This is a genomic window from Acinetobacter portensis (assembly GCF_023158935.1).
Taxonomy (GTDB): Bacteria; Pseudomonadota; Gammaproteobacteria; order Pseudomonadales; family Moraxellaceae; genus Acinetobacter; species Acinetobacter faecalis.
Genome location: NZ_CP096120.1, coordinates 1,629,332 through 1,650,574 on the forward strand (window position 1 = coordinate 1,629,332; position 21,243 = coordinate 1,650,574).

23 protein-coding genes and 2 pseudogenes are annotated in these 21,243 nt (G+C 36.0%); 16 read left to right on the forward strand and 9 right to left on the reverse strand.

Features of this window, described 5'->3' with window-relative positions; genetic code table 11:
* The first annotated feature begins 122 nt into the window (after positions 1–122).
* A complete protein-coding gene (gene nadB / locus MZO21_RS08180; RefSeq protein WP_248103351.1) occupies positions 123–1,757 on the forward strand; it encodes an L-aspartate oxidase in 1,635 nt (544 codons plus the stop codon).
* A gap of 50 nt (positions 1,758–1,807) precedes the next feature.
* On the opposite strand, the pseudogene MZO21_RS08185 reads toward nadB, so the two are convergent.
* Positions 1,808–2,683 (reverse strand): annotated as a pseudogene (locus MZO21_RS08185) (histone deacetylase).
* Positions 2,684–2,694: 11 nt separating this feature from the next.
* Positions 2,695–3,660: pseudogene (locus MZO21_RS08190) on the reverse strand (hypothetical protein).
* 301 nt (positions 3,661–3,961) lie between these two features.
* Between MZO21_RS08190 and MZO21_RS08195 the strand changes: the two are divergent.
* The 3 genes from MZO21_RS08195 to MZO21_RS08205 all read left to right on the forward strand — a co-directional run bounded on the left by MZO21_RS08195 (position 3,962) and on the right by MZO21_RS08205 (position 5,553).
* A complete protein-coding gene (locus tag MZO21_RS08195; RefSeq protein ID WP_152872730.1) occupies positions 3,962–4,366 on the forward strand; it encodes a transposase family protein in 405 nt (134 codons plus the stop codon).
* Positions 4,367–4,514: 148 nt separating this feature from the next.
* On the forward strand, positions 4,515–5,177 hold the full coding sequence (locus MZO21_RS08200; protein ID WP_152875444.1) for an IS1595 family transposase: 663 nt from the start codon (positions 4,515–4,517) through the stop codon (positions 5,175–5,177).
* 49 nt (positions 5,178–5,226) lie between these two features.
* Entirely contained in the window at positions 5,227–5,553 is a 327-nt protein-coding gene (locus MZO21_RS08205; protein ID WP_178927752.1) for a transposase family protein, read from the forward strand.
* A 106-nt stretch (positions 5,554–5,659) separates the two neighbouring features.
* Here the strand turns inward: MZO21_RS08205 and MZO21_RS08210 are convergent, their stop codons facing one another.
* The 4 genes from MZO21_RS08210 to pabC all read right to left on the reverse strand — a co-directional run bounded on the left by MZO21_RS08210 (position 5,660) and on the right by pabC (position 8,624).
* On the reverse strand, positions 5,660–6,067 hold the full coding sequence (locus MZO21_RS08210) for a PaaI family thioesterase (RefSeq protein WP_248103764.1): 408 nt from the start codon (positions 6,065–6,067) through the stop codon (positions 5,660–5,662).
* 72 nt (positions 6,068–6,139) lie between these two features.
* The gene (gene tmk, locus MZO21_RS08215; RefSeq protein WP_248103767.1) at positions 6,140–6,745 is read right to left on the reverse strand and encodes a dTMP kinase; all 606 of its coding nucleotides are present in this window, start codon (positions 6,743–6,745) and stop codon (positions 6,140–6,142) included.
* 12 nt (positions 6,746–6,757) lie between these two features.
* Positions 6,758–7,810: an endolytic transglycosylase MltG gene (mltG, locus tag MZO21_RS08220; RefSeq protein WP_407061073.1), complete on the reverse strand. Its 1,053-nt coding sequence runs from the start codon at positions 7,808–7,810 to the stop codon at positions 6,758–6,760.
* A 1-nt stretch (position 7,811) separates the two neighbouring features.
* On the reverse strand, positions 7,812–8,624 hold the full coding sequence (gene pabC / locus MZO21_RS08225) for an aminodeoxychorismate lyase (protein WP_248103770.1): 813 nt from the start codon (positions 8,622–8,624) through the stop codon (positions 7,812–7,814).
* A gap of 261 nt (positions 8,625–8,885) precedes the next feature.
* On the opposite strand from pabC, the gene MZO21_RS08230 reads away from it, so the two are divergent.
* From MZO21_RS08230 to MZO21_RS08255, 6 genes are all read left to right on the forward strand, one after another.
* Positions 8,886–9,899, forward strand: coding sequence for a sulfate ABC transporter substrate-binding protein (locus tag MZO21_RS08230; RefSeq protein WP_248103773.1), 1,014 nt, complete (start codon positions 8,886–8,888; stop codon positions 9,897–9,899).
* Positions 9,900–9,923: 24 nt separating this feature from the next.
* Positions 9,924–10,532 carry an alpha/beta hydrolase gene (locus MZO21_RS08235; protein ID WP_154773597.1) on the forward strand — a complete coding sequence of 203 codons (609 nt, stop codon included), beginning with the start codon at positions 9,924–9,926 and terminating at the stop codon, positions 10,530–10,532.
* An 80-nt stretch (positions 10,533–10,612) separates the two neighbouring features.
* Positions 10,613–11,446: a sulfate ABC transporter permease subunit CysT gene (cysT, locus tag MZO21_RS08240; protein ID WP_248103776.1), complete on the forward strand. Its 834-nt coding sequence runs from the start codon at positions 10,613–10,615 to the stop codon at positions 11,444–11,446.
* Positions 11,443–12,327: a sulfate ABC transporter permease subunit CysW gene (gene cysW / locus MZO21_RS08245; protein ID WP_248103779.1), complete on the forward strand. Its 885-nt coding sequence runs from the start codon at positions 11,443–11,445 to the stop codon at positions 12,325–12,327. Before cysT ends, cysW begins: the two co-directional genes overlap by 4 nt.
* Positions 12,328–12,338: 11 nt before the next feature.
* Positions 12,339–13,400 (forward strand): sulfate/molybdate ABC transporter ATP-binding protein, encoded by a 1,062-nt coding sequence (locus MZO21_RS08250; RefSeq protein ID WP_248103782.1) that lies wholly within the window; start codon positions 12,339–12,341, stop codon positions 13,398–13,400.
* Positions 13,401–13,449: 49 nt separating this feature from the next.
* Entirely contained in the window at positions 13,450–14,373 is a 924-nt protein-coding gene (locus MZO21_RS08255) for a CysB family HTH-type transcriptional regulator (RefSeq protein WP_154773601.1), read from the forward strand.
* A 66-nt stretch (positions 14,374–14,439) separates the two neighbouring features.
* On the opposite strand, the gene carO is transcribed toward MZO21_RS08255, so the two are convergent.
* The gene (carO, locus tag MZO21_RS08260) at positions 14,440–15,171 is read right to left on the reverse strand and encodes an ornithine uptake porin CarO (RefSeq protein ID WP_248103784.1); all 732 of its coding nucleotides are present in this window, start codon (positions 15,169–15,171) and stop codon (positions 14,440–14,442) included.
* A 303-nt stretch (positions 15,172–15,474) separates the two neighbouring features.
* Between carO and dapD the strand changes: the two genes are divergently transcribed.
* The 5 genes from dapD (at position 15,475) to MZO21_RS08285 (ending at position 18,931) form a co-directional block, all read left to right on the forward strand.
* Entirely contained in the window at positions 15,475–16,296 is an 822-nt protein-coding gene (gene dapD, locus MZO21_RS08265) for a 2,3,4,5-tetrahydropyridine-2,6-dicarboxylate N-succinyltransferase (protein WP_248103787.1), read from the forward strand.
* Positions 16,297–16,409: 113 nt separating this feature from the next.
* Positions 16,410–17,120 (forward strand): 7-carboxy-7-deazaguanine synthase QueE, encoded by a 711-nt coding sequence (queE, locus tag MZO21_RS08270; protein ID WP_154773604.1) that lies wholly within the window; start codon positions 16,410–16,412, stop codon positions 17,118–17,120.
* A gap of 110 nt (positions 17,121–17,230) precedes the next feature.
* Positions 17,231–17,902 (forward strand): 7-cyano-7-deazaguanine synthase QueC, encoded by a 672-nt coding sequence (gene queC / locus MZO21_RS08275; protein WP_248103790.1) that lies wholly within the window; start codon positions 17,231–17,233, stop codon positions 17,900–17,902.
* Between the two features lie 16 nt (positions 17,903–17,918).
* Positions 17,919–18,329, forward strand: coding sequence for a hypothetical protein (locus MZO21_RS08280; RefSeq protein WP_248103793.1), 411 nt, complete (start codon positions 17,919–17,921; stop codon positions 18,327–18,329).
* Between the two features lie 143 nt (positions 18,330–18,472).
* Positions 18,473–18,931 carry a peroxiredoxin gene (locus MZO21_RS08285; RefSeq protein WP_248103795.1) on the forward strand — a complete coding sequence of 153 codons (459 nt, stop codon included), beginning with the start codon at positions 18,473–18,475 and terminating at the stop codon, positions 18,929–18,931.
* Positions 18,932–18,987: 56 nt separating this feature from the next.
* Here the strand turns inward: MZO21_RS08285 and MZO21_RS08290 are convergent, their stop codons facing one another.
* The gene (locus tag MZO21_RS08290) at positions 18,988–19,587 is read right to left on the reverse strand and encodes a LysE/ArgO family amino acid transporter (protein ID WP_154773608.1); all 600 of its coding nucleotides are present in this window, start codon (positions 19,585–19,587) and stop codon (positions 18,988–18,990) included.
* A 106-nt stretch (positions 19,588–19,693) separates the two neighbouring features.
* Between MZO21_RS08290 and MZO21_RS08295 the strand changes: the two genes are divergently transcribed.
* Positions 19,694–20,590 (forward strand): LysR family transcriptional regulator ArgP, encoded by an 897-nt coding sequence (locus tag MZO21_RS08295; protein ID WP_248103797.1) that lies wholly within the window; start codon positions 19,694–19,696, stop codon positions 20,588–20,590.
* Between the two features lie 42 nt (positions 20,591–20,632).
* On the opposite strand, the gene MZO21_RS08300 is transcribed toward MZO21_RS08295, so the two are convergent.
* The gene (locus MZO21_RS08300; RefSeq protein WP_154773610.1) at positions 20,633–21,205 is read right to left on the reverse strand and encodes a nicotinate-nicotinamide nucleotide adenylyltransferase; all 573 of its coding nucleotides are present in this window, start codon (positions 21,203–21,205) and stop codon (positions 20,633–20,635) included.
* Positions 21,206–21,243 lie beyond the last annotated feature (38 nt).

Here is a 21,243-nt window from a genome sequence, read left to right on the forward strand (position 1 = left end):
TAACTTAAATATTCCTTAATTTTTTAAAATTCATAATTTTATTTCATTACTCTAGACCAAATAGCACTTGTATTTTTATGTGAAAAGCGTTCTGATGTTCGGACTTTTCTCAAAATTAGCTAATGGATATGTCTAATTTAGATACTTCTCATCAATATGATGTGATTATTGTGGGGAGTGGCGGTGCAGGCTTAACACTTGCTTTATCATTGCCACAACATTTTAAAATTGCTGTTTTAGCAAAATCATCACTCACCGATGCAAGCACCTATTACGCTCAAGGTGGTGTTGCTGCTGTTTTAGATGAAACAGACTCTATTGAACAACATATAAATGACACCATGATTGCAGGTTCATTTTTATGTGAAAAAGAAGCAGTTCAACAAACGGTTGAAGGCGGTCAAGCTTCTGTCGATTTCCTATTAAAGCAAGGTGTTCAGTTCACTTTAGATGAACAAGATCAACTTCATTTAACCCGTGAAGGCGGTCATTCTCAGCGCCGAATTATTCATGCTGCCGATGCAACAGGTAAAGCTATTTCAACGACATTAGTTGAACGTGCTAAAGAAAAACAAAATATTCAAATTTTCGAAAACTTCATTGCAATTGATGTCATCACATCACAAAAGCTTGGTTCATTAAATGAAAACCGTGCTTTAGGTTTATATGTTTTAGATGAAAATACAGACCAAGTTCATACCTTTTTAGCACCATTTACTGCACTCGCTTGTGGTGGCGCAATGCGTGCATATTTACATACATCAAACCCTGACATTGCAACAGGTGATGGTATAGCAATGGCTTATCGTGCAGGTTGCCGCGTTGCCAATATGGAGTTTAACCAATTCCATCCAACTTGCTTATATCATCCGCAAGCACGTTCATTTTTAATTACAGAAGCTATGCGTGGTGAAGGTGCTTATTTGCGTTTACCCGATGGTGAACGTTTCATGTTGCGTTTCGATGATCGTGCTGAACTTGCACCTCGTGACATTGTAGCAAGAACAATTGATTATGAAATTAAACGCTTAGGTATTCGTCATGTTTGGCTCGATATTACCCATAAGCCAAAAGAATTCATTAAAGAACATTTCCCAACGTTATACGAACGCCTTTTAGAACTTGGTATTGATATCACTAAAGAGATGATTCCTGTTGTTCCTGCTGCACACTACACTTGTGGTGGCGTTATGGTGGATGAACACAGCCAAACAGATATTGAAGGTTTGTATGCCATTGGTGAAACATCGTATACAGGTTTGCACGGTGCTAACCGAATGGCTAGTAACTCACTTTTAGAATGCTTTGTTTATGGCATGAGTGCAGCAAAACATATTCAAGCCAATTTTAAAGATAACTACCAATCACCTACTGTTCCTGCTTGGGATGACTCTCAAGTAACGAATCCTGATGAAGATGTGGTTATTCTGCAAAACTGGGATGAGTTGCGGCAGACTATGTGGAATTACGTTGGTATTGTACGTACTAACAAACGTTTAGAACGTGCACTACATCGTATTGAAATGTTAAAGAACGAAATTTCTGAATACTATCAAGACTATAAAGTTAGTAAAAACCTCATTGAATTACGTAACTTAGTCCTTGTTTCAGAAATGATTGTTCGATGTGCTATTAAACGTAAAGAATCCCGTGGTTTGCATTACACACTAGACCATGCTGAACAGTTAAATGATTTACAAAGAACTGTACTTAACCCTAAAGATTCAATGATTCGTTCTGAGAAAATCAATCTCTAATATCTGTTATTTCTAAAAAAAAGAGCAACTTTTAACGTTGCTCTTTTTATTTAACCTGCTGAATAAAATACGCGATGTGCAATTTCAAAGGTTTTTAAATGTAGGGAAACCAATTCTGGCAAAGGCTGATATCCACCCGCCATAACAAACATAATTGGAATGTTATGTCTTTTGGCTAAACTAAAAACTAACTCTTCACGTTTTTCGATAAGTTCAGTCGTTAACCATTTTGAACCAAATGGATCATGTTGATGACAATCCATTCCTGCTTGATAAACAATAATATCGGCTTGCCAATCAATTGCACGTTGAAAAGCCTCATAAATAGCCATGGTATATTGAGCAAAATTACCTGAGGTTTTATGTATAAGATGTGACGCCGAGCGCTCATTTGCAGTTACGCCAAGTGGAAATCCATAAATTGAAAAGTTAAATAAATTGTCAATTCAGCTTGCCAACTCTACAGTGCCATCTCCCATGTGCTGATCGCAATCTAAAACAAAAACTCGCTTAGATGGAAAGGCTTTTGCAATGAGTGCTAAACCATTAAAAGTACAAAATGAACCACCAAAGTCGTATGTTGCATGATGAAAACCCTGAGCAATATTGGCTGAAATTCCATGCTCAAATGCTAATTCTGCTGCCCGAATTTGACCTGCATTAATACTTAGTACTGCATTCTTTAACTGCTCACACCACGGCTTAAACCCGGCTATTGTTGCTAATTTTGTTGGCTCACCTGTTAAGACCGCATTTACGTATTTTTCTGAATGAATTTCATAAAGCAAATTACAATCTAAATCATCAGGCTCATGAAATTTTACAAAATCACCTAATGAAAGTTGATCTGCAATTGCTTTAAGTTTTTCCATACTATTGGTATGTGTATGCGCAAAATATTTTGGAGAATAGCAAACATTAAGCATTTTACTTCTCCTTATAGTTGAGCCTTTGCCACATCAATCAATTGACTAAGCTGTGTTGTATCTGGGCTAAATAAACCATTTACAACTTGTTGATCATAATGCGTACTAAATGCACGTTTACGATTCTCAGGTGAAATTGCTAATGTCGTTAAGCGTAAAAACCAAAAGCCTGGAAACTCCGTATAAGGAATAACAAACCCTTTAAATTGCTTATTTAGGCGCTTATTTTGAATTTGTTCAACATCATAATTTACAGAAAACAATGATCCCGCAGGGATACGAATACCATTCATCACTAAAGTTTGTAAGCTTATACATGAATGATTATCCCCCATATTCACTTTTTCCATGAGCAATGGACGATCATATTCATCAACAATGATATTAATTTGACCATGGCGTAATATCGTACCGTGAGCAATTTTTAGAAAGAATTTTTCTGCCAATGGACATGAACCAACCTTAGGCTTCTCAACCAAAGATTTGAGTTCGATCAGCTGAGATGTTTCGGGTAAAATAGGTAAAATAACATCCGCAAGCATTTGGCATAAAACTTTACTTTCTTCTAATTCGACCTTTTCATAACATTTGCGTAATGAAGACTGTATATGCGCTTGCTGTTTTAAGTTCAATACATAATCATCTTCTTTAGGTTGATTATTTAAGAATTCATCTACATCTGAATTTTGATCCAAATTTCGCCAATTTGAAATTTCTAATCCATACAAAGACTTATTATCTAAAATTTTTCGAACACTTTTCTATGAATAATCTTTAAAAATTTTAAGATCTGTTAAATCTTTTTCCTGACGAGAAAAATTCACATAATCGGCAAGTAAACGTGTGGCTTGTGTATAACCACACCCCCGACGCTCTGTTTGATGGCTAAAATGCTCATTCAACATTTCTGTAAACTTATCTGATAATGGAAAAACATTATCCTGAAAAGTTTTTACAACTTCGTGATCTATTCCCATAAGTATCACTATCTCTAAATTATGCTTTTATTATAAATTTGGATTGATAAAAACAACTTCATAATTCAAGCTATTTGATTAATCAATATTCGATCAGCACCAAGTTTCAATAAATCTAAGCAATTGAATATATTAATTTAAATATTATTAAAATTTTAATTGATGCGTAATCACACATCTTATTTTTATATATTTAATTCCCCCCTTATAGAATAGACTTCCGTCATAAATCAAAAAACGTACAATTTATTTGATCTTAAATTAATCAGCAAAATTATTTAATCCAAGGGATAATCCTTGGATGAAATTCAAAGATATTCAAAAATTATCAGACGTTAAGTTTCGTAGGCTTACCGGTGTTAGTTGGGCTACATTTAACCTCATGTTGGCCGAGCTAAATAAGGAGTTACCTTGTCATATTGGTAAAGGACGACCACATAAATTACCGTTGGAAGATCGTTTGCTCTTATGTATAGAATATTGGAGAGAATATCGAACATTTTTCCATCTTGGTATGAGTTACGGTGTATCTGAAACGAGTGCAATTCGTATCACACGCGTTATTGAAGATACCTTAATCCGTTCTGGAAAATTTAACTTGCCAAAACAACTTCCTAATCGAGATGAAGTGGATTGGGAAGTTGTTGTGATTGATGCAACTGAAATATTAGTTCAACGTCCAAAAAAAACAGAAGAAATGGTATAGCGGTAAAAAAAAGCGACATACCTTTAAATTTCAGCTATCTATGCACTATACAACAGGTGAAATACTGAGTGTATGTGGAAGTCATGGAAGCATGCATGATTTTAAAATAGGCTCTAGACTAGCAGAATAGATATGTTAGTCTAGAATCATGATAGAAAACAGTAAATTAAGTCACTATAAGATTAAAAAAATTATTCAGTGCTTTTGCATTGATATTCCTGCTTCTAAAACAGCCTTATTGCTTAACTTGAACCGTAATACCATCAACTATTGGTACATGCTTTTTAGAGAAGCAATCTACGATCATCAAACAGATTTAAGAGCAAAGTTTGTAGGTTCTATTGAAGTTGATGAGAGCTATTTTGGAGCAAAAAGACAACGTGGTTTTCATGGGAAATTGAAGCGAGGTCGAGGTACTTTAAAACAACCTGTATTTGGAATATTTGAAAGGAATGGTCGAGTTTATACAGAAATAGTCCCTGATTGTAAAAAGACTACATTACAACAAGTTATCTTAGGTAAAGTTGCACTTGAAAGTGTAATTTATAGTGATGGTTGGCGTGGATACAATGGTTTGGTAGATGTTGGTTACTCAAAGCATTTTAGAGTAAATCATGGAGCGAATGAATTTGCCAGAGGACAATGTCATATAAATGGAATAGAATCATTCTGGAGCTTTTGTAAAAGAAGGCTAGCAAAGTTCAACGGTATATCAAAAGAGTATTTTGATTATCATCTTAAAGAAACAGAATGGCGTTGGATGAGGGAGCCTAATGAGCTAGCAACAGAGTTGTGGGACCTCATTAGGTAAAACTAAGTGCAAATCTGCTAGTCTAGAGCCTAAAATATTTAAAAAAAGCATGAGGAAATTAAAATTTAAGCCCTTTTTTATCGTTGATAAGGGGTATTTAGGGATAAAGAAATTGGGTTTTGGATGCCTCATGCCATCTAAAGCAAAGAAAACTGAAAAACTAGATTCTGAATTAAAAAAGTTAAATAAAGAGATTGGTCGTAGACGAATTCAAGTAGAGCATGTATTTGGAAGGATGAAATGTTTTAAGATTTTATCTTGTGTATATAGAAATCGTCGTAAACGATTAAACCTGCGGTTTAATTTACTTGCTGGCATATACAATTTAGATTGGGTGAAAGATAAACAATTAAATTGGTTGAAAAATGATTTATGAAGGAAGTCTAATGTTCACTATAAAGAATTTTAAATATATCAAAGTTTGTTCAAATACTTGGTCTACTGTTTGGTCGTTATTCCATTCCTATATTTAGTTATTATATTTAAGGAATGGCATAGGTCGCTGTTACATGTGCAACAGGATCATCCATACCCATCGAATAAATCCAGACTTCCCCTACAATTAGACTGCGCCCGACTTTTATTAAACGACACTCGCCTTTCAAATTTTGATTACCTACAGGTTTTCGTAAAAAATTAATATTTAAACTGGTTGTTACTGCTAAAGCAATAATACCTATTTCACCTAAAATTGCGACATAAAGTGCTAAATCTGCAAGCGTCATCATCGTAGGGCCAGATACCGTTCCACCAGGTCTGAGCTGTTCCTGATCAACTTTATAAATCAGGCGAGAGCCTTTCGAAAAGACATCTTCAATTTCACAATTAACCAAACTTTGTGGAAAATCATGTTTTAAAAATTCAATAATTTCCGCTTTATTACTTTTCATTGTTATTAAAAAATCCCTTATAGAATCTTTACTATAAAGGATTTAATGAAATAGCTAGATATTAAAATTTGACTATGCAGATTTTAAATATGCCAAAGCTTGTTCAAAAACTTGATCTGCTGTTTGCGTCGCATCTAAACGCTTAATACGTTCAGGATGACGCTCTGCTAGAGTTGCATAACCCGTTCTTACTTTCTCAAAGAAAGTAACTTTCTCTTGTTCAAAGCGATCAAGTGCGCCACGCTCTCTTGCACGAGTCATACCAATTTCAATAGGCGCATCTAGCCAAAATGTAAAATCTGGCATACGCGTTACAAAGTTTTCATTTAAAAGTACAAGTTTCTCCTGGCTTAAACCTCGACCTGCACATTGGTAAGCAAAACTTGCATCTGTAAAGCGATCGCAAAGTACCGTTTTTCCTGCATTTAAAGCAGGTATCACCACCAAATCTAAATGCTGCGCTCGTGCTGCATACATCAACAAAAGTTCTGTGTCATTACACATTTTTTCTTCGTGATTTACAGACAACAATAGCGAACGAATTTGTTCTGCCATTGGTGTTCCACCCGGCTCACGGGTAAGTACAATATCTTTATTTTGTTGTTCTAAATATTCATAAATACGGCGAATTAACGTTGTTTTACCAACACCTTCTGTCCCTTCAAAACTAATAAACATTTTTATTCCTCATTATTTAGATCTGATGACAGCCAAATATTCTTGAACCGCACGATTATGGTCAGCTAAATTACTGGTAAATTTATGACCGCCTTTTCCTGTTGCCACAAAATAAATATTGTCTGAATTATCTGGATGCAACACCGCTTCAATTGCTTTTTTACTTGGCAAAGAAATTGGCGTTGGCGGTAAACCATTAATTCTATAGGTATTGTATGGCGTCATTGTGCGTAAATCATTACGTGTAATATTACCTTTGTAACGATCACCCATTCCATAAATAACGGTTGGATCTGTTTGCAGACGCATCCCCAATTTTAAACGACGTTCAAATACACCTGAAACTTGTGCAAGCTCGCTATCTACATTGGTTTCTTTTTCAATAATTGAAGCCATAATCAGCACTTCATATTTATTTTTATAAGGCAGATTCTCTTCTCTATTTTCCCACGCCTCATCTAAAGCTCGCATTTGACGTTTATATAAATCGAGTAAAATGGTTTTATCAGACTCGCCTTTATCATAGAAATACGTATCTGGCGCAAATAAGCCTTCAGGGTGGTCAAAAGGAATATCTAAAGCTTTTAAAATTTCTGCATTTGATAAATGACTCACTTCATTTTTAACCAAAGGATTTTTTCGAAGTGAGTTAATTAAATCCTTAAAAGTGGTTCCCTCAATGACTTGAACACGATTCATGTCCGCATTATCAATATTAGAAATCATATCTAATACTTGACGCACACTCATGCCTTTACGAACTTCATAAACACCTGCTTTTAAAGTGTCATGAATCATAAACTTTTGATAAAGCTTCAATACAATTGGGAAATTTACTTTGCCTTCATGCGCTAAATCGTCAATAAGACCTGTGTAAGTATCGCCATTGCTAATAATAAGTCTTTGTTTTGGAGCATCTACAGGATAATCCTTAAATAGACTACTCCAAAGTACACCCGCCACTACAACAGCACAAAAAAGGGCTGTCATTAAAATAGTTTTAGCTGAAACGACTGATGATGATTTTGTCGTTTTCTTTTTAACTTTTGGCTTTGGTTTAGACATATTAGAGAATCTGGTTTAATTGAAGATGGTGAAATAAATCAATACAAGCTTGCGTATTTAACTGTTCAGTATTCAATTCTGTCACTATTTTCATAGGACTCAATGCATTGCAGAAAAATAGGCTTTGAATATTTGGAATTTCATTCTGATCTATACGGCGTTGCTCACAAGAGATTCCTTGTTGCTTCATGCGCTGAAGAATTTCCGTGCGCATAATACCATGAACGCCATTATAGCGAAGTTCTGGTGTAATCCACGTGTTGTTTATTCGCACAAAGCAATTACTGCTCACACCTTCAATCACAGAACCTTGAATATCAGTTACTAAAGCTTCTGCCCATTTTTTTTCATCTGCTTCTTTTTTTAAGAGCACTTGTTCTAAACGATTTAAGCTTTTCACGCCAACCAAATTTGGTGCAAGCAAACCAATAGATTGCGTTAAAACACCTGCTTGTATTAATTCGTACTGAAAGTCTTGAGTTTCTTTAGAATAAAAATAAAACCAAAAATCCGCTTCATGCTCAGGCAAGCTATATCCACGTTGCCCTTCACCTCTGCTTATTACAATTTTAAAAGTTCCATTTAAAGTTTGATGTTCTAGTTTTAACTTTTCTATACTTTGATTAATTAGTTTTAAATTGACATTTAAATGAAGTTTTTCACACGCAAGCTTTAAGCGCGCTAAATGTAAGTCTTCTAGTTCAATGACATTGTTTCGAATACGACCTGTGGTAAAACAACCATCACCATAATGAAATGCACGATCTAGCAATGAAATATCTAAAACTGGTTGAGCATTTTTAAAACATTGCATATATCGCATATCCCATAAATCTTTAGATGTTGAACCTGTTTAGAAATGACCAATTCATTTCTTACTTACACATACATTTAACTAAGCTATTTTTGCCTGATATTCACATATTATTCAAACAATTTTAAAAATAAGCATTTTTTACACGCACTTACTTTATCTTTTTTTTTCATATAAAATTCATTTTAAATTATTTTTTCTGCATAAAGATAATCGCTATTCTGCACCCATGTTTAAAACATTAATAATATTGAGGTTGTCATGAGTGTTTCATCAAAATTAAAACTAGGTTTACTTGCCGCTGTCATTTCTGCAACTTCATTTTCTGTTGCTGCGAAAGACTTTTTAAACGTGTCTTATGATCCAACTCGTGAATTATACGAAGACGTAAACAAGCAGTTTGGAAAATACTGGGAAAGCCGTACAGGTCAAAAAATTAACTTCAAACAATCACACGGCGGTTCGGGCAAACAAGCACGTGCTGTAATTGATGGTTTAGATGCTGACGTTGTGACTTTAGCTTTAGCAGCAGATATTGATGTAATTGCAGAAAAAGCAAAATTATTACCTTCAGATTGGCAGAAAAAACTTCCTCAAAACTCGACACCTTATACATCTACAATTGTTTTCTTGGTGCATAAAGGCAACCCTAAAGGCATTAAAGATTGGGGAGACTTAGTTAAACCAAATGTTGGCATTATTACACCTAACCCTAAAACTTCAGGTGGCGCACGTTGGAACTATTTAGCCGCTTGGGCTTGGGCAAAACATCAAGCAGGTGGAAATGATCAAACTGCTCAAGAATTTGTACGTAAAATTTATAAAAATACAAAAGTACTCGATTCTGGCGCACGTGGTTCAACCACAACATTTGCAGAACGTGGTATTGGCGATGTTCTACTTGCATGGGAAAACGAAGCACATTTAGCAATTCGTGAACAACCAGGTAAGTTTGAAATTGTGACACCATCTCTTTCAATTTTGGCAGAACCACCTGTTGCTATTGTAGAAAAGAATGCTGCGAAAAAAGGCAATTTAAACTTAGCAAAAGGCTATTTAAATTACTTGTACTCACCTGCAGGTCAAGAAATTGCTGCACGTAACTTTTATCGTCCACGTAATACAACAACTTTAGCCAAATATAAAACCACTTTTAGACCATTAAAACTTGTAACGATTGATAAAGAGTTTGGTGGCTGGGAAAAAGTTCAAAAAGCGCACTTTGAAAATGGCGGTGTGTTCGATCAAATTGTTAAAGCAAATAGCGCGAAGTAATGCACTGAGTTAAGGAGCAAGATCATGACACATACCGTAATTGTTCCAGGTGTTGGTGGTAGTGAACACAACCATTGGCAATCTATATTACAAAGACAGCTCATGTCATCTTGCTCTCGCGTTCAACAAAGCAATTGGAATTTACCCATTTTAAAAGACTGGGTTGCAGAGTTTGTTAAAACTGTTGCACCAATTAAAGATGATATTCAAATTGTTGCACATAGTTTTGGTTGCTTAACGACTGTTGCTGCATTAGCACAACATCCTGAACTAAATAGCAAAGTGAAAAACTTAGTTTTAGTTGCACCTGCAAACCCTGCACGTTTTGGAAATGCAGGCTTTGCACGAGATAGCCAAAACGACTATCAAGCTTATTTTCATCAGTTAAAGATACTTGCGCCAACACATTTAATTATTAGTGAAAATGATCCGTGGTTAGAATTTCAAGATGCTTTGCAATTAGCTAAGGCTTGGAATTTAAACCCCGTGAACTTGGGTCAAGTTGGACATATTAATGTTGCATCTGGTTTTGGTGCTTTTCCTGAGTTAGAAAAATATCTCATTTCAGAAAAGCCACCGAAACATATCAATATTTCTGATGTAAACAAGTATTTTTTTAAATTTGCTATTTAAAGCCTGCAAACTATGCTTGTTTTCAATTTATTTATTTCACTGACTCATTTTAGTCAGTTCTCTCTTTTTGAGGAGTAATCATGTCGCAGCGATCCCGAGTGCTGCCAGGATTTGGTCTTTCCCTAGGCTTTACCCTAGCTTATTTGTCGTTAATTGTTCTTATTCCCCTGTCTGCGGTTTTTATAAAATCAATGGGTATCGGATGGGATGGTTTGTGGGAAATCTTAACATCTGAACGTATTTTAAAATCATTACAACTCAGTTTTAGCGCAGCCATTATTGCTGCCGTAATTAACGTTGTTTTTGGTTTATTACTCGCTTGGTGTTTAGTGCGTTATAACTTTCCTGGCAAACGTATTGTAGATGCTTTAGTCGATTTACCTTTTGCACTCCCAACTGCGGTTGCAGGTATTGCACTAACATCGCTTTATGCACCTACAGGTTGGATTGGTCAATATCTTGAACCAATTGGTATTCAAGTGGCTTATACCCCTATTGGTATTACCCTTGCGCTTATTTTTATTGGTATTCCTTTTGTTGTACGTACAGTTCAACCTGTACTTGCAGATTTAGAAACTGAACTTGAAGAAGCAGCTTCTGCTTTGGGGGCAAGTCGTTTCCAAATTATTACTAAAGTGATTTTACCTATTTTATTCCCTGCACTTATTACAGGCTTTGCTCTAGCATTTGCTCGTGGTGTTGGTGAATATGGTTCGGTAATTTTCATTGCAGGTAACCAGCCATTTAAAACTGAAATTTCGCCACTCATGATTATTTCTCGTTTAGAAGAATATGATTATGCAGGCGCAACAACAATTGCAGTGGTTATGCTTGTGCTTTCATTTGTAATTTTGTTCTTTATTAACTTATTACAAGCTTGGGCAAGTCGTCGTACAGGGAGAACTGCTCGATGAATACGAACAGCTTTGCTTTAGCAGAAAAGTTACAGTCGCGTGATGCAACACGTGAACCAACTTGGGTACGTTATACACTGCTCACAATTGCTCTTATTTTCTTTTTAAGTTGCTTAATTCTGCCGTTAATATTGGTATTTGTAGAAGCATTTAAACAAGGTGTTGGCGTTTATTTCCAATCACTTGTGCATCCAGATACTTTATCTGCTGTGAAATTAACGCTCCTAACTGCGGTTATTGCAGTACCAATGAACGTTGTATTTGGTGTAGCAGCGGCATGGTGTGTTGCGAAGTTTAACTTCCGTGGTAAATCTATTTTAACCACAATTATTGATATGCCTTTCTCTGTGTCACCTGTTATTGCAGGCTTAATGCTTGTTCTCATTTTTGGTACACAAGGTTGGATGGGCGGTTGGCTCATGGACAACGACATTAAAATCCTATATGCCGTTCCTGCCATTGTTCTTGCAACTGTATTTATTACTGTTCCTTTTGTTGCCCGTGAACTTATTCCACTTATGGAAGCTCAGGGTACAGAAGAAGAAGAAGCTGCAATTGTCCTTGGTGCTTCAGGTTGGCAAACTTTTTGGAAAGTAACCCTACCAAATATTAAATGGGGTTTAATCTACGGTGTCATTCTATGTAATGCGCGCGCAATGGGTGAATTTGGTGCGGTGTCTGTCGTTTCAGGGCACATTCGCGGTGAAACCAATACATTGCCATTACACGTAGAAATTCTATATAACGAATATACATTCAGTGCTGCATTTGCTGTTTCTTCACTGTTGGCGCTACTCGCAATTGTGACCCTAATTTTGAAAACATGGGTTGAGATTCGCCAAGAGAAACAAGATAAACGCAATGAAGATGCACAAGCTTAAGGAATGACCTCATGAGTATTCAAGTTAAAAATATTGAAAAACATTTTGGTGCATTCCATGCACTTAACAACATCTCTTTAGATTTTCCAGATGGTCAATTGGTGGCACTGCTTGGTCCATCTGGCTGTGGTAAAACAACATTACTTCGTATTATTGCAGGTTTAGAATCTGCAGATGGCGGTCAGGTTATTTTAGAAGGTGAAGATGCAACCAATGTTCATGTTCGTGAACGTGAAGTTGGTTTTGTATTCCAACATTATGCATTGTTCCGTCATATGACTGTATTTGACAACATTGCTTTTGGTTTACGTGTTCGCCCACGTGCAACTCGCCCTTCAGAAGCTGAAATTAAAAAGCGTGTAACTCGTCTTTTAGACTTAGTGCAACTTGGTTTCTTGGCAGATCGTTACCCTGCTCAACTTTCAGGTGGTCAGCGTCAACGTATTGCGCTTGCACGCGCTTTAGCTGTTGAACCTCGCGTACTTTTACTAGATGAACCATTTGGCGCGCTCGATGCTAAAGTTCGTAAAGAGTTGCGTCGTTGGTTACGTACATTACATGATGAACTTCATATCACTTCTATTTTCGTAACACACGACCAAGAAGAAGCACTTGAAGTTGCAGACCAAATTATTGTGATGAACAAAGGTAATGTTGAGCAAATTGGTTCACCTCGTGAAGTTTACGAAAAACCTGCAACACCTTTTGTATTCGACTTTTTGGGTCAAGCAAACCGTTTTGAAGGACACAACCAAAATGGTGTGATTCAAATTGGTGAAGATCGAATTCAACTTGACAGCTTAAACAAAGCACCTGAAGGTAGTGTGATTGCTTTTGCTCGCCCAGATGAATTACGTATTCATGCACAGCCTCAAGACAATGCCATTCAAGCAACTTTCATACGTGAAGTTTGGATTGCGGGTAAAGTCATTGCAGAATTAAACGATCGTCAAGGCAATTTAATTGAAATTACATTAACACCTGATGAAGCAAAACGACACCAATTCCGCCCTAACCAAACTGTTTGGTTAAGCGCAACAGCATTGCATTTATTTGAAAATCAAGTCGCTTAAGACTTTAGAGTGGGGCTAAAACCCCACTCGCATAAAGGGAACAAAGATAATGAATTTCCAACAACTACGAATCATTCGAGAAACGGTAAGACAAAATTACAATCTTACCGAAGCTTCTGCAGCTTTATACACTTCGCAATCTGGCGTGAGTAAACACATTAAAGATTTAGAAGATGAATTAGGCGTACAACTTTTCATTCGTAAAGGTAAACGCTTACTTGGCTTAACAGAACCTGGTCAATCTTTACTTGGTATCGTAGAACGAATGTTGGTAGATGCAGACAATATTAAACGTCTTGCAGATGATTTTAATAGAGTGGATGAAGGTACGCTGACCATTGCAACAACGCATACTCAAGCGCGTTATGTGTTACCGCCTATTGTAAATAAATTCAAAAAAGAGTTCCCTAAAGTTCACTTAATTTTGCAACAAGCAAGCCCTGTTGAAATTACAGAAATGTTATTACAAGGTGAAGCCGATATTGGTATTGCAACAGAGTCTTTAACCACTGAAAGTAATCTTGCTAGTGTTCCATTCTATAACTGGCAACATAGTATTATTACGCCGCAAAGCCACCCATTGGCTCAAAAAAATGATATTTCAATTCTAGATTTAGCCGAATATCCTATTATTACTTATCATGGTGGTTTCACAGGTCGCTCTAAAATTGATAAAGCATTTGAAGAATCTGGTGCAGATTTTGATATCGTAATGTCAGCTTTAGATGCCGATGTAATTAAGACTTATGTTGAACTTGGTATGGGCGTTGGTATTGTCAACGATGTTGCATATGATGCTGAACGTGACCACCGCTTAAAACAAATTCCAACCGATATTTTTGGTGTAAATACAACATGGATTGCGGTTCGTAAAGGTCATTTACTTCGTGGATATGGCTACGAATTTATTTCTTTATGCTCACCAGAAACAGATATAAAATCATTAAAGAAAATGGCTTATCCTGAAGATTAATCCTATTTCTTTAAATATAAAAAAGAGGCTAAATAGCCTCTTTTTTATTGCGTAAAAATTTCTAAATTACCAATAGAAATTCACACCAACTTTACCAACGGGTAACCAAGCATATTTATCATCGTTGGCAATTTTTTGCTGTTCAGCCTTTAAATCTGCTTCAGCACTACCACCCTTTGCATTAATAAAAGTACCGTCTGCATCTAGATTAACTGTTGGATTCCCAGTGTAGTAGGCACCAATTTCACCAAATACACCCCAGTTTTTACCAAATTTAGGTGCAATACCAACACCTACATAAGGTGCGATATTGTTTTTATAGTTCATTTGACCGCGTAGCTCACCATTGTAACTATAGTTTGTTCCATTGAGTTTCACATTACCATCTTTAGAACGCTGAGATAAATCATAGTCATTATCTAAGTATGCTACACCTGCCGCAAAGTATGTACCTTGAGCCCAACGATTATCGCTTGTGCCCCAAGGATGAATTTCCGCATTTAAGTAAACGTTATTATTGTCCATATCGACATCATATTTAGTGCCGTTTACGGATAAATCATCACGCCAAGAAATATTACCACCGTTATAACCCAGCGAAAGACCTACATAAGGGCTTGCAGTCCACTGAATTGCTCCACCGTAGCCCGTTGTACCAACTTCAGCACGCGCACCCGTTGGAATTAATTTATTCTGTTCGAAAACATAACCATCTTTAATTACTGCACCGTCAGCCATTGTAGTACCTGCTGCCGTTGTTAAAACCGATGCAACTAAAGCTGTTTTTAAATATTTCATTTAATACTCCATTAAGTGCAAAATTGTCTTAAATCTGGATTCATGTGAATAACCAACAAATTTACTATAGATTATAAAAAGCTATTTTTTGATCACCTTTTGCTTGTTTTTTGTTTCCATTTACGTGATTAGTATACTTTTTCGTACAATTATGAAGAAATATAGAGCATCGAACCTTATTCTGTTTTATACCTCTAAAAAATAAAAAACTTACGAATAAATTCAAAGCGAATACTGTTTTAGAACATTTTCTTGATCAATTTAGTGTAAAATCTTTGAAAATTTTTTTCTGGAACGAAGATCATGTCTCAGCTTTCAACTATCATTGAACAAGCGTTTGAAGACCGTGCCAATTTTACAGCAACGGATTGCTCTACTGAAATTCGTCAAGCTGTTGAAGAAGTTATTGCTGGCTTAGATAACGGCTCTTTACGTGTCGCTGAAAAAATCAATGGTGAATGGGTTGTTCATCAATGGATTAAAAAAGCAGTATTATTATCTTTTAAATTGAATGACAACAAACCAATGGAAGCTTGTGATCTTCGCTTCTATGATAAAGTTGATACTAAATTTGGCGATTGGACTGAAGAGCAATTTAAAGCTGCTGGTGTACGCGTAGTACCTCCTGCTGTTGCTCGTAAAGGTTCTTTCCAAGCTAAAAATGTTGTACTTATGCCATCTTACGTAAACATCGGTGCTTATGTTGATGAAGGCACAATGGTAGATACATGGGCAACTGTTGGTTCTTGCGCTCAAATTGGTAAAAACGTTCACTTGTCTGGCGGTGTTGGTATTGGTGGTGTTCTTGAACCGCTTCAAGCGAACCCTACTATTATTGAAGATAACTGTTTCATCGGTGCGCGTTCTGAAATTGTTGAAGGCGTAATTGTTGAAGAAGGTTCTGTAATTTCAATGGGCGTGTTCATTGGTCAATCGACTAAGATTTATGACCGTGCAACAGGTGAAGTTCATTACGGACGTGTTCCTGCGGGTTCTGTTGTTGTTTCTGGTAGCCTTCCATCTAAATGCGGTACTTACAGCTTATACGCTGCAATTATTGTGAAAAAAGTAGATGCGAAAACTCGTGCAAAAACTAGCTTGAATGACTTATTACGTGAAGATTAATCTTCTTCATTAAATAGATTGCGGAACTTTAACTGTTCCTCGTCTCTACGATCAGACATGATCGTAGGGATTTTTATTTTTATAGTGCTACATCTTCCTTGGTTAATTTTGTTATGACTACTCTCCGATCTTCCGCTATTCCTGTTTCTGATCCGTCTGCGGGGTTACGCATTACGGAGATTTTTTATTCATTACAAGGTGAAGCAAATGCAGCAGGTTTGCCAACTGTATTTATTCGCTTAACAGGTTGCCCTTTACGTTGTACTTATTGTGATACAACGTATTCATTTGAAGGTGGTGAGCGCCAATCTTTAGATGAAATTATTCAAACAACATTAGATTTTAAAACACCGTATATTTGTGTAACTGGTGGCGAACCACTGGCACAACCAAATGCTTTACCATTAATGCAACGTTTAGCAGATTTAGGCTGTGAAGTATCTTTAGAAACAAGTGGTGCTTTAGACGTTTCTAAAGTTGACCCACGTGTATCTAAAGTTTTAGATTTAAAAACACCAACTTCTGGTGAAGTTGCACGAAACTTGCTTTCAAATTTAGATCACTTAACTCAACATGACCAAATCAAATTTGTGATTTGTAACCGTGAAGATTATGAATGGTCTAAACAACAAGTTGAGCAATATAAACTAAACGAAAAAGTAAGCACTGTTTGGTTTTCCCCTGCTTTTGCAGTAGAAAAAGGTGCTGTTCGCTTACCTCAACTTGCCCGTGATTTGGCACAATGGATTTTAGAAGACCATCTCCCTGTTCGTTTCCAATTACAGTTGCATAAACTACTTTGGAATGACGAAACTGGTCGTTAATAGACTTTTTTCATAAAGTTTGTATTCTTTTTTCCATGCTTATTCAGTGAAAAAATTAAAGAATTTTATGAAAGAAATCTGAAACTAATTTATTTTTTTGGAGATTTAATATGCGCCCTCGTGCGATTGTATTGTTGTCAGGTGGTTTAGATTCAACGACATGTTTAGCTTGGGCTCAAGCTCGCTATGAATGTATTGCACTAAGCTTCATGTATGGTCAACGTTCAACGACAGAATTGGTTGCTGCTCAAGCATTAACTGAACGCGCAGGTGTAGAACATCGTATTATTAATATCGACCTAGGAAATTTAGGTGGTTCTGCGCTTACAGACCATAATATTTCTGTGCCTGATCATGAACAAGAAGGCATTCCAATTACTTACGTTCCTGCACGCAACACGATTTTCCTTTCTTATGCTTTAGCGGCAGCGGAAGTGTTTGAAGCAGAAGCAATTGTTATTGGTATTAATGCTGTAGATTATTCAGGTTACCCAGACTGCCGTCCTGAGTTTATTGAAGCTTTTGCGAATATGGCTCGCCTTGCTACAAAGGTAGGCGTAGAAGGCAAACCGCTTAAATTTGAAACACCGCTTTTAAACCTATCTAAAGCAAATATTATTAGATTAGGTGTAGAGCATGGCGTAGACTATAGCCAAACCGTATCTTGCTACCAAGCAGATGACCAAGGACGAGCTTGTGGTGTATGTGATAGCTGCCGTTTACGCAAACAAGGTTTTGTAGAAGCAGGCATTACAGATCCAACTCGTTATATTCCAGCTTAATAGGAATTCCAACCTTATGAAATCAAAGATTTTTCTTTCAAGTGTTCTTGCTATTTCTGCACTTTTCTCAGCTGCTAGCTTCGCAGCTCCAGCAGCAGATCAACAAGCAAAAATGGCTGCTGCTTATAAAAGTAATAACATCAAACAAGGTTTAATTGGTGTTTGTGTAGATGAACAAACTAAAGCTGGCGCTTTAAAAGCATTAAGCAAAGAAGAAGTGAATAAGCTTTGTAAATGTAATGTTGAATCTCAAGGTCGTATGTCTCAATCGCTACAATGGGAACTTCAAGGTGCCCAAAATGCGAAAGATCAAAAACGCTTTGCAACAGCGATGCAAGGTTTCGCGAAAACTGAGCAACCAAAAATTAAAGCGTGCTTAGGTACAGCTTTAGAAGCTAAACTTGCTAAGTTACAACAACAGAAATAAGTTATGCTAAAAAAGCCACATCATGTGGCTTTTTTAATGTCTAAATAAAATATTTTAGAATAAAAATTATCTGAAAAGTCTTACCAATTTTAAGCTACATTCAGTATGATCATTACCATAATTCAGAATTTTAGAGTATTCATATGTCATCTCAATTAAGTTTGCTTAATCAAGTTCTCCCTACAACTACGGGTGAAATTAATTTAACTGAAGTGCCTACAGAATGGTTAATTGTTTATTTTTATCCTAAAGATTCTACTCCAGGTTGTACTACGCAAGCCGTTGGTTTTTCTTGTTTGAAAGATCAATTTGATGCTTTAAATACTACTATTTTTGGTGTTTCTCGTGATTCTGTTAAAGCGCACCAAAACTTCACAGAAAAGCAAAATCTCACGATTAATTTAATTAGTGATAAAGAAGAAGCACTTTGCCAGCATTTTGATGTAATTAAAGAAAAGAATATGTATGGCAAAAAAGTGATGGGTATTGAGCGTTCTACGTTCATTTTCCATAACGGTAAATTGGTTAAAGAATACCGTAAAGTAAAAGCAGCAGGTCATGCTGAACAAGTTTTAGAAGATTTAAAAGCACTTCAGGCTTAATAAAATCACCCTTTTAAATAAAAAAGCAGGATAACTCAATGATCCTGCTTTTTTATTTAAGAAACCAACGAATACGCAATTCCCCACATCAAGAAACCAACGCACACATCTAAAACTTTCCAAGCTCTATAATCTTTAAACAATGGCTGTAAAAATTTCGCCCCATAACCCAAACTAAAAAAGAATATAAATGAAGCTAAACTCGCCCCGACTGCAAAATGTGTTTTATCACCATTAATTTGTGTAGAAATCGCACCAATTAAAATGACTGTATCCAAATACACATGCGGGTTTAACCATGTAAATGCTAAACAAATGAGCAAAACACGAAGTAAACTAGATTCATCTTTACCGCCCGCTTCTAAGCTATGCTTTTTAACAAAAGCTTGATAAAAATGCTGTAAACCGTATAAAAATAGAAAAATTGCACCTGCGTATTTTGCAATATCTACCCAACCCGTATGACTTTGAACAACTTGCCCAAAACCAAAAACACCTGAAAAAATCAAAATGGCGTCTGACATTGCACAAATTAAGCAAATCCAAAAAATATGTTCTCGTTTTAAACCTTGCTTCAACACAAATGCATTTTGCGCACCAATTGCAATAATCAATCCAATGCTGACTAAAAATCCTTGAAGAGCTGTACTTAGCATTTTGTTCACCGTCATTTTAATATGCGACGGATTATCTCGTAATTTTTTTAAAATTAAGTATTATTAAGAAAATATCAACATAACTAAATATTTTTAAGGATTAGTAATGCTCCCACACAAATCTTGTGAAGCTTTTTTAGCTGTAGTTGAAACAGGAAGTTTTGAACAAGCTGCAATCCGCTTACACATTACCGCCTCCGCTGTCACGCTACGTGTTCAAAGCTTAGAAAAACAACTGGGTCATACACTTATTTTAAGAGAGCGCCCTTGTCGAGTAACCGCAATGGGTCAAACTTTGCTTGAGCATTTACAACATCAACGCCTCATGGAGCAAAATTTATTACAACAACTCAAGGGCAAATCTGAAGATTCATCCTTTTATAAACTGAATATTGCAACCAATGCAGATTCACTTGAAACATGGCTATTAGCTACTATTCAACCCACCTTAATACAAGAAAAAATTACCATCAACCTTATGATTGATGATCAATCACAAACACATCAACTGATGGAAACAGGCGTTGTGAATGCATGTATTAGTTCTGAAGCAAGTAATATGAAGGGTTGTATTACGCATAAGCTTGGTGCAATGCGATATTTAATGGTCGCAACGCCAGAATTTCAACGCATATGGTTTAAAAATGGTGTAACTCGTGAAAGTTTAAGACATGCACCTGCTGTTATTTTTAATGATAAAGATCAATTACATTCAGATGTTATTGTGAAATTATTTGGCTTAAATATACAAAGTTATCCTTATCATTTTATTCCTTCTGCTGCGGCATTTTCAGAAGCAATTTCTTTGGGTTTAGGCTTTGGAATGGTACCTGAAATACAAATTCAAAATGAATTAAAGCAAGGTAAACTCATTAACCTTATTCCAAGTGCAGAAACGGATGTTAATTTGTATTGGCACCATTGGAAACAACAGTCTGAACCATTAAAAATTTTAACTCATGTTTTGGTACAACAAGCGCAAAATATTATGATTCAAAACTAAAAAAGCCATCAATTCAGATGGCTTTTAAAGGGTATTTAAAAGTTATTCGGTAATATTCGATTTATCTTGTGTGCCAAATTTCTGTGCTAATTTTTCATAAATTTTAGTTTTTTGAAATTGTTCTAAAAATTGAATTGTGCCTTCAGGAAATGCATCTTGTTGAATTTCCCCACGATAATACGCTTCTCGTACAGGTGTTGCAGACATTGAACCTTCTAAACTTTCAAGCTCAACCATCTCCCATTCAGGGAAAAACTTTAAGTAATAAGATGAATCATCTTTAAAGTGCCCAATGAGTCCAACTTTTGAATGTCCGCCAATCACATCTGCAACTAAAGATTTAACTAATTTCTGCCACTTTTCATCATTATAAACATCAATAACATGAACAAATTTAATGCGCTTTTGATCTACCTCCGAAAAGTTAGACAAAATCATTTTTTCACGTTCAGTTGCTAAAAAAGGGTTTTTAATATTTCGTTCATTTTGTGCCGAACCCAACGCCAAAACCACGTTTTGACTGTGTTCTAATGCAATTTTAATGGTTTCCATGTGCGCCAAATGAAAAGGCTGAAATCGACCAATAAAAACGAGATAATCAAATTTATAATTCATAGCAGATCTGACTTTTTATGACTCATGAGTTGTGTCCA